Annotated in this window: 12 protein-coding genes; 3 read left to right on the top strand and 9 right to left on the bottom strand. The window is 63.3% G+C overall.

Annotation, left to right across the window (positions count from 1 at the left end):
• Positions 1 to 906: 906 nt before the first annotated feature.
• Entirely contained in the window at positions 907 to 1,659 is a 753-nt protein-coding gene (locus GC162_01145) for a hypothetical protein (protein ID MBI1367238.1), read from the bottom strand.
• Entirely contained in the window at positions 1,646 to 2,206 is a 561-nt protein-coding gene (locus GC162_01140) for a hypothetical protein (GenBank protein MBI1367237.1), read from the bottom strand. Before GC162_01140 ends, GC162_01145 begins: the two co-directional genes overlap by 14 nt.
• Before the next feature lie 416 nt (positions 2,207 to 2,622).
• On the opposite strand from GC162_01140, the gene GC162_01135 reads away from it, so the two are divergent.
• From GC162_01135 to GC162_01125, 3 genes are all read left to right on the top strand, one after another.
• Entirely contained in the window at positions 2,623 to 3,210 is a 588-nt protein-coding gene (locus GC162_01135) for a hypothetical protein (GenBank protein MBI1367236.1), read from the top strand.
• Between the two features lie 231 nt (positions 3,211 to 3,441).
• On the top strand, positions 3,442 to 3,954 hold the full coding sequence (locus GC162_01130) for a hypothetical protein (GenBank protein ID MBI1367235.1): 513 nt from the start codon (positions 3,442 to 3,444) through the stop codon (positions 3,952 to 3,954).
• Between the two features lie 30 nt (positions 3,955 to 3,984).
• On the top strand, positions 3,985 to 4,305 hold the full coding sequence (locus tag GC162_01125) for a hypothetical protein (protein ID MBI1367234.1): 321 nt from the start codon (positions 3,985 to 3,987) through the stop codon (positions 4,303 to 4,305).
• 222 nt (positions 4,306 to 4,527) lie between these two features.
• Here the strand turns inward: GC162_01125 and GC162_01120 are convergent, their stop codons facing one another.
• From GC162_01120 to GC162_01090, 7 genes are all read right to left on the bottom strand, one after another.
• Positions 4,528 to 5,127, bottom strand: a complete 600-nt coding sequence (locus GC162_01120) for a hypothetical protein (protein MBI1367233.1) — start codon at positions 5,125 to 5,127, stop codon at positions 4,528 to 4,530.
• A gap of 101 nt (positions 5,128 to 5,228) precedes the next feature.
• The gene (locus tag GC162_01115; protein ID MBI1367232.1) at positions 5,229 to 5,924 is read right to left on the bottom strand and encodes a hypothetical protein; all 696 of its coding nucleotides are present in this window, start codon (positions 5,922 to 5,924) and stop codon (positions 5,229 to 5,231) included.
• 291 nt (positions 5,925 to 6,215) lie between these two features.
• Positions 6,216 to 6,971 carry a PEP-CTERM sorting domain-containing protein gene (locus GC162_01110; protein MBI1367231.1) on the bottom strand — a complete coding sequence of 252 codons (756 nt, stop codon included), beginning with the start codon at positions 6,969 to 6,971 and terminating at the stop codon, positions 6,216 to 6,218.
• A gap of 427 nt (positions 6,972 to 7,398) precedes the next feature.
• Positions 7,399 to 9,075, bottom strand: coding sequence for a hypothetical protein (locus tag GC162_01105; protein MBI1367230.1), 1,677 nt, complete (start codon positions 9,073 to 9,075; stop codon positions 7,399 to 7,401).
• A gap of 273 nt (positions 9,076 to 9,348) precedes the next feature.
• Positions 9,349 to 10,854 carry a UbiA family prenyltransferase gene (locus GC162_01100; GenBank protein MBI1367229.1) on the bottom strand — a complete coding sequence of 502 codons (1,506 nt, stop codon included), beginning with the start codon at positions 10,852 to 10,854 and terminating at the stop codon, positions 9,349 to 9,351.
• A gap of 21 nt (positions 10,855 to 10,875) precedes the next feature.
• Positions 10,876 to 11,412: a hypothetical protein gene (locus tag GC162_01095; GenBank protein ID MBI1367228.1), complete on the bottom strand. Its 537-nt coding sequence runs from the start codon at positions 11,410 to 11,412 to the stop codon at positions 10,876 to 10,878.
• Positions 11,309 to 12,487: a DUF2029 domain-containing protein gene (locus GC162_01090; protein MBI1367227.1), complete on the bottom strand. Its 1,179-nt coding sequence runs from the start codon at positions 12,485 to 12,487 to the stop codon at positions 11,309 to 11,311. The genes GC162_01095 and GC162_01090 overlap by 104 nt, the downstream gene beginning before the upstream one ends.
• Positions 12,488 to 12,632: the final 145 nt, after the last annotated feature.

The following is a 12,632-nucleotide window of genomic DNA, read 5'->3' as shown; positions in this document are numbered from 1 at the left end:
GTTTTTCGTGCCCAAGTCCAAATCGCAGGGCGGAAAATACTTTCTCGACAAGGACATTCTCGAAGCGGCCAAAAAGGAGCAGCCCGAGGGCTTTGTGACCGTCAGCAACACACGTCGTCTGATTCTTAACCCCTCACCCCCCAAGCCCACGACACCGGCCCGCCTGGAATCAAATTTCCTATCAGTATTTCCTATCAGTTAACCCCTCACCCCCAAGCCACCGATCCCGGCCCGCCTGGAATCAAATTTCCTATCAGTTTATCAGTTAGACTGACGACGTGGAACCGGCGCGGGCGGCAGGCCGGCTTTAAGCCAATCGCATGGTTCCTTCCCGGCGCGATTCTCAGTGATGCCAGCGGAACCAGTCGCGGTGGTAGACACAGTTTGTTCTGAGCGTGGCGTTTTTTCCGTAACGCGCCATCGCGGCGTGTGCGGGCAGGTTCGGAGGTCCAAAAGATTCAGAAGTACCGGGGGGTCACCTTCTGGACCTTTTGGACCTTTGGATCGGCGGCCATCTGTTCGTCATCTGCAACAAACAAAAAGGTGGGACGCGACCGTTCCCATCGCGGTCGGGTGGCGGGATGGCGAGGAAGGAACCGTGCGGCCCGGACGTCGCGCCTTTGTGGCTACCGCAGATGGGCGCGGCAGGTGGCAGTGCCCAAGCCTATATTTCTCACGAAGGAAAGTCAGTTCCCAATCGTGACTGTTCCCGGCGGCATTACCTGAAGCCATCGCCACGGAGGAACCGTGGCCCACGGTATGGCGGGGTTGGGCGACGTTGGGCCGTGGGCGCGAACGGTGACGTGGTGGAACGGTTGGTCGATGACCAACGGTTCGCCACACCGGCGAACGTGGGCGGAACGGGCGGCAGGTTTTGGCGGTTCTGTCAGTGGGGATGGGGCGCGATCAGCCGACGGCCAAAGGCGCTGGGGATGAGGCCAGGGCGATGCGGATGTTGCGTGCCCCGGGTTCGGGTTGGCGGAGGGCGTAGCCCTCGCGTTCCAAGTCGTCCAGTGCGTTCCGGACGGCGATGCGGTTGGCTGAACACTTCTCGGCCAAGGCGACCTCGGAATCGGCACTGCCGCCTGGCGTGTCGTAGCGCAGCACTAGCAGGATGGAACATCGCAGGTCACCCTTGCGGACGATGCGGTCGAGATAATCGTGGTTCTGGTTGATGATCCACCGGGCGGGCCGAAGGGCATCGAGTTTGGGTGGTTCATCCGGCAGCCAGAGGTTCCATCGCAGGCCTTCGGCACATGCATGGTTTTGAGCGATCTTCGCAAGGGCAGGCGACCTGCGCTGCACGTCGAACAGCGGACGCGGGGCGTCGGCCGGGCTGCACACCTCGGCGGCGACCAGCAGTTCCCGCGATGCAACGTGCTTGACCGCCAGCGCGAGCAACGCACCGAGAATCGGTTGTTTGTCCGCTTCGAGGTCCGTCTCGACCAGTCGCTTAAGTCGATGACGTGCGATGAAGTTGCCGTACCGGCTCAACCACGTGACCGCCAGATAGAACAGACGCGCGTTTCCCGGGGCCAGACGTGCGGTGTCGAGCAAAAGGCGTTCGAGGTCTGGCGTGGTGCGTGCGGGGCGGGAGCCGAACAGAACACCCACCCGCGACCAGCGTGCAATCGTGTTGTCGAGGTCAGGACGGTTCATTGCAGGGCTCCAGGTCATCGAGAATCGCTCGCGGGGCATCGTAGGTTTCGCGCGAGAGTGATTCTGCATCGAGGCGATCGAGGTGCTCATGCAGGAAGGCGATGTCGTCAGCGGTCGGCCGCATGGCGATGATGTCTTCGAGGTCCTGCGGTCGAACCGGCGCGCCCATGAGTTTCATGGCCATCAAATCACGGCGACCAATGGCCAGCACCTCCAGCGGCCCGAACCGGCCAACCGCTTCGCAACGCTTTCGCCAACCGATCGGAAGAAGGTGGGCGTACATGCGGCTGTCACGATTAAGCCAGTCAGCGGGCAGACCACGCTTCTCGGCAACCTGCCGCGCAGCATCGTGGACGGTTTCCCAACCCGCATCAGGTTCACTGACCACCACGTCGCAGTCGTGTGTCACGCGCGTGGCGGGCAGGTCCGCAACAACCATCGCCGCCACGGCCCCGCCAAGGATGACGGTCACCCGGTCGTTGCGGGCTGCCTGTGCCAGCAGGTTGCCGGTCTGTTGCAGGGCTGCGATGGCTTGGGTTCGATCCATGACTGCCTCATCGTGTATATCGATACTATACACATCGGCCAACCGTTCGTCCACCTTCACTCCCGCAGCGACGCCCCCTCGGCCAGGCCGAGCAGGCGTTGGCGGATGGCTTCGGGCAGGTGGGGCCAGGCGGCGGCGAGGCCCGCGAGGTCGGCGTCGGCGGCCCCGGCGGCTGGTGCGCCGCTTTGTGCGCCGCGTGGGTCCGAATCGTGCGTTTTCTTCGAGGAATTCGAGGGGTGTTCGCTTCCCCTAGGGGGTATTGATCGAGTCGGCGAAATGTCGGATGTTGTCCGGATAAATCGCAAACTGCCGCGCGAGCGGGGGTTTGCGATTTTCGTTGGGGGCGGTTCGGTTTTAAGTGAGCCGCGCAACGGGTCGATGTTGGGTGTGAGTCCCATCTTGGCGGGGATGACACCATGGCGACGACGCTTGAGCCACGATCGATCTTGACGCAGGCGCTGCCGATGGGCGAGCCGCTGCCCGGGGCGCTGCGCGACATGTACGGCCGCATCCTGATCCCGGCCGGGACGACGCTCGATCAGGCGCTGCTCGACAAGGTCGCCAAGGTCATCGGCACGAGCTTCCGCGTGTACGTCGGGCCCGACTGGCCGGACGGCGGCGGGCCGGATGTGCCGGCGGCCCCCGATGCGCCCGCCGTCTCGCCGCAGCAGCGCGTGCTGCAACTGCTCCTGGAAAATGAGTTCATCCACGACTGGTCCGAAAAACGCCAGTCCGCCCGCCATCGCTGGCACACCACGCTCTCGATCGCCATCGAAGAAGAAGCCGGCCTGACCATCACCAAGCGCGACGCACAGGTCAAAACCGTCGACATCTCCCTGACCGGCCTGGGCTTCGCCTACGACCAGTTCCTCCACAAAGGCACCGCCGTCTACGCCCGCTTCGACATGCTCCCCGGCCGCCCCATCCTCAAGGGCGCCGTCCGCTACTGCCAACACCTCAAAGGCGTCACCCACCGCATCGGCGTCGCCTTCACCACCGAGTGATTTTCATTCTCCCCGCCCTCAAGGGCGGGGCTGGGGGCGGGTGAAGCGCATCAGTTTGCGCGGCTTTCGTTTCGACGCAGGCGCGGCGGGGGGCTGATGCGATTCACCCCCACCCAACCCTCCCCCTCGCAGGGGGAGGGCTTTCGGACCCCCCGCCCTTGAGGGCGGGGCTGGGGGCGGGTGAAGCGCATCAGTAAGAGCGCGCACGTGATATCAAGCTATGATGCATGCATGAAGCGATCCATCGGGGTGGGTGTCGCCGTCGTTGCCGCGGTCATCGCGCTGCTGTTCATGATCAATCGCAACGACTATCTCCCGCCGAGCCCCGATGGCAATGTGCCCATTCTCGAACCCGATCATTTGACGCTTTATTCGATTGAGCCGCAGGAATTGCGAGGGAAGCCCGGAAGTATGGCCCCCGCGGATGCGGAGGTTTTTCACCTTTGTCCTGTCCTCGGCAAGACGCAGATCGCCGATGCCGACGACCGCCGCGCGATCATGCGCACGCTTCAGGCAGCGGCTCGACCCGATGACGAATTCAGGATGATGTGTTTCGAGCCACATCACGCCATCCGCATCGAACACGCCGGGCGAACCATCGATTATGTCATCTGCTTTCATTGCCAAAGAATCCACATGTACGACGGGCCATCCAGCCGGTCGATCGCGACGAGCGCCGACCCGCAATCGCTTTTCGACCGCTACCTCACCGCCGCGCACGTCCCCCTCGCCCCGCGTGAATAGTCGGATAGAATTTCGCAACCGGAGGGTATCATGTCTCAACCGCATCCCGCTGATTCGGATAATCGCCTGTCGATCGCGATCTTCCTGATTCCGCTCGTCATCGCGAATCTCATCCTGCTGATGATGGCGTGGCAGGATCGCAGCTTTGGTGCGCTGGCCATCGCGATCGCCATCGGTCCTATCACCAATGGCGTGATGCTCCTATTGGGTCTGGTGGGCATCCCATTCGTGAAGGCCGCCGCCAAGGGCCGGTCCATCACCGATTATCTCACATGGTCCATCGCCGCCCCGGTTGGCGCGGTGATGCTGGACTTTTTCATCATCTTCAACATGGGCCTGCACGGCTGCTGACCCCCGCGCCCGCAATCGCGCGCGGGTTCTTCCGACCCCCCGCCCTTGAGGGCGGGGCTGGGGGCGGGTGAGGTGCATCAGTTCGCGCGCGTTTCGTTTCGACGCGGACGCCGGTCGGGGGCTGATGTGATTCATCCCCACCCGGTTCGACGTTGCTCACCGCAAGCAACCCTCCCCCTCGCAGGGGGAGGGCTTTCGGACACCGCGCGTGCGTGGCGTCGTTCACGAGGGTGATTGATGCGGAGCGTCAAGGCGTTGTCGCTGATAGGCGCGGGTGACGCGCACGAGGATCATGACGTAGACGATGTACAGCGCCAGCTCCAAACATCCGCCGGCGATTTGACCCAGCAGGAGCAGCCACTGCGTCCAGCGGCCCGTGTCCATGTCGCGTTCGAGGATGTCATCGGGGCTGACCAATCTCGGATTGGACCCGCCGGGCGCGTCGCCAACGGACATCGTGATGTGGCTACCCGAGAGCATTGCGGAAATGAGCATGACCGGAGCGATCACCACGCCCGGTCCGAAGATCAGCCAGATGCCGATGATCATCACGCGCGAAATCCGCCCGCTCGTCGCCCGTTGGTACGCCCACCCGCTGGCGGCGATCTGTTGAAACGGCTGGTTCCACACATACTGCCCGATCGGCATGCCGCATTCGCAGCAGAATTCATCCATCGGCCGATTGCTCGCCATGCAGTGCGCGCACACCACGCCCGGCTCGATCAGATCGCCTTCCTCGACCGGCGACACATCGAGCGACTCCGCTTCGTCGATCGCATGGCCATCCCCCGCAGCTTCGTCGAATTCATATTCGTCGGACATGCCGCACCCCCGGTCATCGACAATGGTGAATCAGATGATTCCACGCCGATCATCGGGCGCGTCGCGGCGGAGTTGAAAGCTTCGAAGACGAGGCGGCGAGATCAGCGGCGGCGATAGATCGCGGCGGCGAGGGCGGGGAGGGTGATCAGGGCGGCGCTGGAGGGTTCGGGGACGGTGACGATCTGGATCCAGTTGACGGCGGGCGGGGGGGCGTCGCTTTCATTTTCGACTTCGATCTTGCGCTGGCCTCGGACGGTGTAGATGATGCCGTAGTTGACGAGGTCGGCGGTGAAGCCGGCGGGGAAGGAGAAGGAGACTTCGAAGGCGCTGAATCGGAAGGGATCGGTGACCGGCGTGCCGGCTTCGACGTAGAAGAACGGGTGCGTGCTGACCTGCGAGTAGTAGCCCAGGCCGGCGGGCACGGTTCCTTGCGTGTCGATGTAGTTGAAGCCATCGAGGGTCACGCCGCTGATGTAGGGGCCGACGACCGGATTGTTGAGCTGAATTCGGAGGTACAGGTCGAAGCCCGGCCCGGGGGGCGTGACGAGGAAATACGATCCGGCGGGCGCTTCGAATCGGAAGGTCAGCGTCTTGTCGACGGAAAAGTCCTGCGTGAGGTTCGGCGAATCCCCGGCGAAGTGGGCGTAGTCGTTCACGTAGAAAGTTCCGATGCCGCTCTCGTCCACCAGTTGCTCGTCGACGATCTGCGTGACCTGCCGCACGAGCGTCGCCGCCGAAGCGGATAGACAAATGGACAGCACACCGACAACCGCCGCCGCGAGAATTGACGATTTCATAGTTGGAATATCCCGTTCCGACTCGCACCGATCTCATTTTCAACCATCGCTATATTACTGATAGGGCTGTTAAGCCGTCAACGAAATTGCGGTTTTTCAGGGGGCATCGCGCTGCGTCGGGAAGGCGTCATCGGGTGAAGCGCATCCGTTCTCGCGGGTTTCGTTTCGATGCGGACACAAGTCCAACTCATACGATTCACCCCCACCCAACCCTCCCCCTCAACGGGGGAGGGCTTAAAGAACAACCCCCGGCGGAACCGGGGGTTGGGGGGATTGTGCTATTGATTCTGATCAGCGGCGGCGGCGGCGGGTGGTCATGATCAAAGTCATCGCGGTCAGGGCGGCGAGACTGGTCGGTTCGGGGACGGGCTGGGCGATGTCGGGCGCGAGGAACAGAATCTCGTTGGCGACGAGGCGTTCGCCTTCGCTGAGCGTGTCGTAGTTGTCGGACAGGGTGGCGTTGAGGATGGAGTTGCCGCTGTTGCCGAGGATGGCCTGAAACCCGCCGAAGTTCACGTTGCCCAGACCGGTCGAATTGCTGTCGGGGTGCCAGCCGTGCGAGGAGTCGGTGGTGTGTCCGTGTCCGCCGACGAAGGAGTTGTTGGGCTGGCCGTCGGTATCGAGGGTGTAGGGCGTGGTGTAGATCGGACTGACCGGATCATTATCGAGGATGTAGGGATTGGAGCTGACGGCAAAATCAGCGCCCAGCAGCACGGACAGGCCATCGGTTCGGTAGGTGAAACCGATGAGCTTGCCGCCGCCGGCGAGGTAGTCGGCGAGCTGCGTGGCGGAGTCTTCGTAGGTGGCGTTTTCCATTTCCGAATAGATGACCACGTCCCATGTGTGCCCGGTCAACTGGGCGTTGAACGTGGTGGAATCGGTCGTGGTGACCGAGCTCGCGCCCGTCAGCGTGATCGCGCCGGGGAGGATGGACGTGCCGGTCACCGTTCCCTGAAAGATCAGCACGTTGCCCGCCTCAGCCCGATTCAAGCCACCGACCATGCATAGAACAACCGCACACAACACCATCAGACGATTGGTCGTCATAAATCTCTCCGTTGACAAATAAGTTTTGAGACGTTCTGCGTTAAAGCGTCCGACCGATTTTTCGCGGGTGAGTTTACCAACGGATATGTGTATGTCAAGTAAAAAATTGACGAGCGCTCGGGCGAAGTGATGTTTCGACGCCGGTGCGGCCGTGGGCGGATGTGATTGACCCCCACCCGGTTTGGCGTTGCTCACCGCAGGCAGCCCTCCGCGTCAACGGGGGAGGGCTTTCCGGCCCCCCGCCCTTGAGGGCGGGGCTGGGGGCGGGTGAAGCGCATCAGTTCACGCGGGTTTCGTTTCGATGCGGACGCGGCTTGGGGCTGACAAGATTCACCCCCACCCAACCCTCCCCCTTGCAGGGGAGGGCTCAGAAAAAAACAACCCCCGGCGGAACCGGGGGTTGAGGGGTGTTGATGAGGCGCGGGGGTCAGGCCCGGCGGCGGAGGCGCAGCGGGGCGGCCAAGGCCAGCAGGCCCAGCAGGGCGGAGGGTTCGGGGACGGGGGCGGGGTCGAGGGCTTCCAGGCCGGTCAGGTCGGCGTGGCCGGGGCCGGAGATGACGAAGGACTCGTACCCATCGGAGAAGTCGCCGTTGACCAGGCCGGGCAGGGAGACGTTGTCGAGCAGGAGGACGGAGCCGGACTGGGAATCGTTGAAGGTGAAGGTCAGGTCGACGAGATCACCGGGGTTTCCGAGGGGGAAGTTGAAGGTGTTTTCAAAGTGAGCGAAGGAGTCCATCGGGGTTCCGCCGCCGGTGATCTGGATGAGGCCGTTGATGAAGCCCAGGTCGACGGTCAGCGAGCCGGAGCCGGTGACGAACTGGTAGTCGAAGGCGAGGGTGAAGGAACTGGCCGCGGGGGCGGGGACGGTCACGGACTGCGTGATGCTCACGGGCGACCCGGTGGTGAGTTTGGCGGCGACGTTGCGCGTGTTGGCGGTGAACAGGCCGCGCGAGCCATCGGTGAAGACGACCTCGGCGAGAATCTGCCCGGCGCTGTTGAAGTCGAGGGTTCGGCTCGAAGCGATGGTGCGCGAATCGCCGGCGGCGACGTTGAGCTTGCGGCCGGGGGTGAAGACGGGCAGGACGGAACCATCGTTGAGGGAGACGAACGTGCCCAGATGGAACTGGCCGTCGACGACGGTGTCGGCATCGAAGGCGACGTCATCGAGATTGTTGATCTTGCCGGAGGAGAAGAACTCGGTGGTGCCGGTGAAGAGGGGTTTGCCGATGGCGGTGATCTGGACGGGGGTCGTGTCGGTGGAGCGGTAGAGAGCGAAGGTGGTGTTGCCGCCGGCGATGGACGTGGAGATGACGACGTGGCCGCTGTTGTTGAGGGAGACGAGGTTCATGAAATCGCCGACCGTGCCGCCGCCGGTGTCGGGTGCGGCGTCGCCCTGCTTGACGATGAGCGAGGGAGTGTTGAATTCATCGACAAAATAGGCGGCATTGGGCGACGACCCGCCGCCGTTGGGCGAGGCGAAGGCGATCTGGCCGTTGTCATTGAGGCCGATGAAGAAATTGAATCGGATGTTGCCATAGGTTCCGCCGCCGGGGGCGGCGTCGGAACCGTGCACGGCGTTGGTGACGGTCGTGCCGTTGATGCGGAAGATGGAGTCTTCCAGTGCGCTGTTTCGGAATTCGGTGACTTCGAAGGCGATCTGGCCGTTGTTGTTGATCGAAGGCGTGGACGAGCCGGAGGCGAAGAACGTGCCGGCGATGGACCCGGACGAGGGGGTCAACTGCGTGAGCGTGCCGTTGGAGAATCGGTAGATGGAGCGTGTGTTGAAGACGACGGTGCCGTCGTTGTTGATGTCGGGCTTGATGTTGTTGATGCTGAACGTCTCAGCGTTGAACGGGCCGGAGTTGAAGGTCTGGCCGCTGATGACGATCGAGGAGAGGCCGGTGGTGTCGTTGAGGAAGACGCCGTTGGCGAATCCGAGGGCGCCGGGGTCGGTGTAGGAAGCGGAGAAGGCGATGGCGCCCTTGTCGTTGATGGAGCCGTCGAGGAAGCTGGTGAAAGGCATGTTGGCCGCGGGGGCGTTGTCGCCGGTCAGGGCGATGGCCTTGGTGGAGATGTTGAAGGCATGGGCCTGCGGCGTGAGCACGGGAACGACACAAGCGGCAGCGACCAACGGAAGCACCCGAACCCGATTAACAACACGGAACATCATGATTGTCTCCCTTTCTACGGATCAATCTCAAAAAAAGTCATCGCCCATCCCAAGTCGCGGTATTGTACGTAGTCCGACTTTTTGATGCAATCCGAAAATCGCCCGTTCGAGCTGATCATGAGAGGGGGGGCGCGCCTGTCAATGTGAAAATCCGGCTCGCGGTTGCGGGGTGACGGGGTCGGCGAGAGGGGCACAGGCGGCGACCCGTCAAAACAGGCGGGAAATCCAGTCGAAGCCGGTCGAGGCGAGGACGAAGGTCAGGACGCACAGGGCGCCGATGATGTAGGTATGTCGATCCTTGGCGGCGAAGACGACGGGGTCGTCGTGCAGTTCGCCCCGGTAGGCCAGGAACCAGACGCGCGCGATCCAGTAGAGCATCAGCGGACAGATGAACCACAGCAGACTGTGCTCATGGTACACGGCGACGGCGTCGCTGTTGACGTACAGCGCCAGGACCAGGACGGCGATGAACCCGCTGGTCGATCCGAGATTGCCCACCAGCGGCACGTCCTCGATGCGGTAGCCGCGGCGGGTGTTGAGCAGCTTGCCCTGACTGGCGTCCAGCTCGGTGTAGCGCTTGGTGAGGGCGAGACTCAGGAAGAAGAAGACGGAGAAGGCCAGGAGCCATTCGGAAATGACGATGCCCGTGGCGACGCAGCCGGCGAAAAGGCGAAGCGTGTAGAGCCCGGTGAGGGTCAGGACGTCGATGAAGACCTTGCGCTTGAAGGAGATGTTGTAGAGCGTGGTGACCAGGACGTAGACGACGAGCAGGATCAGGACTTTGGGATCGACCCATGCAGCCAGCGCCATGACGAAGACGAGCAGCGCGGCGGCGACGACGGCGGCGTGCATGGAGCCGATGTGCCCGGCGGCGAGGGGGCGGCGGGACTTTCGGGCGTGTCGCCGATCCGTCTCGACATCCGCCAGATCGTTGTACACATACGTCGCCGACGCACCCAGGCAAAAGCACACGAGCGTCATGAGCGAGAGCAGGATCAGCTTCGGGTCCGTGAGCTTATGCGCCAGCGCCAGCGGGGCGAGGATGAGCAGATTCTTGACCCACTGGTGCGGGCGGAGGAGGCGGATCATGGCGGCGAGGCGGGAGGGGCGCGGGTGTCGCAACACATCGGCGCGGGGGTTGATCGCCCGCAGCTTTCGCTCGACCGATCGGGCCGGGTCGACGGCGACGCATCGGGCGGCGTGGGGCCAGACGTGCAGGTCCGCGGCGGAATCGCCCATGTATTCGAATCGCTCGCTGTTGCAGTATTGGTCGATGGCGCGCGCCTTGTTCGAGCCGGAGAGATTGTGTTGCCCGTCGCTGCACAGCACATCGTCGAACAGTCCCACGTGCTCGGCGACGGCGCGGGCGATGGACTGATGCGCCGCGGTGGCCAGCACGGTGCGGGCGCCCGCGGCCCGTCGGGCGCGGATGTGATCGAGCACCTGCGGGTTGTACGGGAAATGCGTCACGTCCGGTTGCCAAATCTCGCTGACCTGCGCCTTGAAATACGCCTTGCCGCGCAGGAGCCACAGCGGCACGGACAAGCATCGCAAGGGCGAGGCGATGATGCCTTGAAAGAAGGATTCCCAGAGCGTGTCGATCGAGACGAGGCAACCGTCCAGATCGACCACGAGATAGGCCGGCCTGTCCGGCGTGTCCACCGGATCGGAGTCATCGGCTTGATCGTGCGAATGGCCGTCGACATTGAGCATGGGGCGCGTCCCGGTATGGCATCACTTGGCGGGGGCGGAGGAATTGAGCGGTGCGTCGGCGGGGGACTGGACCGCGGGGGCGGTTGGGGGTTCTACGAACAGCAGACTCACGCCGATCAGAATGAGGATGCATCCGATGACGCGATAGACGTGCATGGCCTCATTGAGAAAGATCAGCGACATGAGACTGACAAGCAGGATCGCCGACGCGGTGACCGTCGGATACGCGACGCTCAGGTCGAAGCGGCTGAGCGTGGCCATGTAGCTGAGCAGCGTCGCCCCGGCGAGGATGACGCCGGCCAGCAGCGGCAGGTTCACAGCCGAGCGGATCACCGCCCATAGCCCGCCCTCGTGCACGATCTGGCGCACGCCGACCTTCAGCAGCGTGTTGGAGCTGACGTTGCAGACGATGGTCGCAATGAGGACAAACCATTTCACGGCGGAACCCTCCAGTTCAATCGGGCTGCGATTGGCGGGGTGGTGCGGCGGGTTGATCGGCCTGGGCGTTGAGCCATAACAGCAGGGCGAGTCCGGCGAGGAGAACCAGCGTGCGCCAATGCAGCATCAAGGGCATATCGAGTATCCGCACAAGGCGGTGGGGGATGTACAGAAGGACTGCGAGGGCGAGCGCGGCCAGAGCGATGTTCAGCCGGCGGTGAGCATATATGGCGAAGGCGGCGATGGTGGGAGCAATGAAGCACAGATCGTAGTCGTGGGCGTAGACGAGGCCGAGCGTTGCGAGGGTGAACACGGCGAGCAAGTCCTCGGTGCGGATGCGTCGCCGGCAGACGAACAGAGCGATGCCGATGACCAGCATCAGCGGCATCAGCGGCGGCGCGGGCAGGCCGGCGGCGACGAGGAGACTGGGCAAGCCCATGATGTGTTCGCCGCCGAGGGCGGAATAGCGATGCGATTGGTAAGCATGCACGGCGGCGAGCCAGTCGTGAATGCAGTTGACCGGGCCGCGCATGAGCATGGGATAGGCAATCAGGACGAGAGCCACGCAGGCGGCGACGACCAGGTGCCTCCAATGCCGCATTTCAAGAATGATCCAGAGGAAAGGCAGGATGACGAACTGCGGCTTGATGGCGGCGAAGCTCAGCAGCACGCCTGCCAGGAGCGGATAATGGTATTGCTTGGCGCGCCAGCCAAGGTAGACGGCGGCGACGACCATGAGCGTGGACTGGCCCATCCAGACGACGTGCGAGGTGGCGGGCATGCCGATGATGAATGCCGCTGCGACGGCAGCGCGCCCGCCGTGCGCCGGGCCGAGTTGGGCGATAACCTGCTCGTACGTCAGCAGGGCGATCACGGCGATACAGATCATGTTGATGGCGAAAACGATCCAGCAGGCCATCGGCCACGCGAACAACGCCAACGCCATACAGAACGGTGCGATCGTCGGCGGATAGGCGAAGGGGGATTTGTCATTCGTAATCGTGCCTTGGGAGTGCGCGACGAGCGACGTCTGATCGTAAGGTGAATCGCCGTCGATCCAGCACTTGCCCGCCGCATAGAAAAACGGCAGGTCCAGACTCCACGCCCCGCTTCGCCCCACGCGCCCGATGCTCGTCATGAGCATCAACCCCGCCGCCGCCGCAATCAGCAGCCAACCGTACAACGGCGGAGACACGAGCCGCGCGGGCGAAACCTCGCCCCCTCGCGCAATCAAAGATGTCGAAAATCCCACAGAATGTTCCCCAGTCGGAAGATTCGGCTTCGCCGCGTCGGAAGTGCCGCGGTAAGCGCACTCTTGCTATCGGCAAAACAGGGTGCGT

The sequence above is a fragment of the Planctomycetota bacterium genome (assembly GCA_016125255.1).
Taxonomy (GTDB): Bacteria; Planctomycetota; Phycisphaerae; order Phycisphaerales; family Zrk34; genus RI-421.
Note: the sequence above shows the minus strand (reverse complement) of the source record. Positions and strands in the feature narration are given on the sequence as shown.

What these genes read in the sequence shown, in the direction of transcription:
- GC162_01145 (MBI1367238.1), bottom strand. Translation starts at nt 1,659, where the DNA reads ATGAACCGTCCTGACCTCGACAACACGATTGCACGCTGGTCGCGGGTG.
- GC162_01140 (MBI1367237.1), bottom strand. Translation starts at nt 2,206, where the DNA reads ATGGATCGAACCCAAGCCATCGCAGCCCTGCAACAGACCGGCAACCTG.
- GC162_01135 (MBI1367236.1), top strand. Translation starts at nt 2,623, where the DNA reads ATGGCGACGACGCTTGAGCCACGATCGATCTTGACGCAGGCGCTGCCG.
- GC162_01130 (MBI1367235.1), top strand. Translation starts at nt 3,442, where the DNA reads ATGAAGCGATCCATCGGGGTGGGTGTCGCCGTCGTTGCCGCGGTCATC.
- GC162_01125 (MBI1367234.1), top strand. Translation starts at nt 3,985, where the DNA reads ATGTCTCAACCGCATCCCGCTGATTCGGATAATCGCCTGTCGATCGCG.
- GC162_01120 (MBI1367233.1), bottom strand. Translation starts at nt 5,127, where the DNA reads ATGTCCGACGAATATGAATTCGACGAAGCTGCGGGGGATGGCCATGCG.
- GC162_01115 (MBI1367232.1), bottom strand. Translation starts at nt 5,924, where the DNA reads ATGAAATCGTCAATTCTCGCGGCGGCGGTTGTCGGTGTGCTGTCCATT.
- GC162_01110 (MBI1367231.1), bottom strand. Translation starts at nt 6,971, where the DNA reads ATGACGACCAATCGTCTGATGGTGTTGTGTGCGGTTGTTCTATGCATG.
- GC162_01100 (MBI1367229.1), bottom strand. Translation starts at nt 10,854, where the DNA reads ATGCTCAATGTCGACGGCCATTCGCACGATCAAGCCGATGACTCCGAT.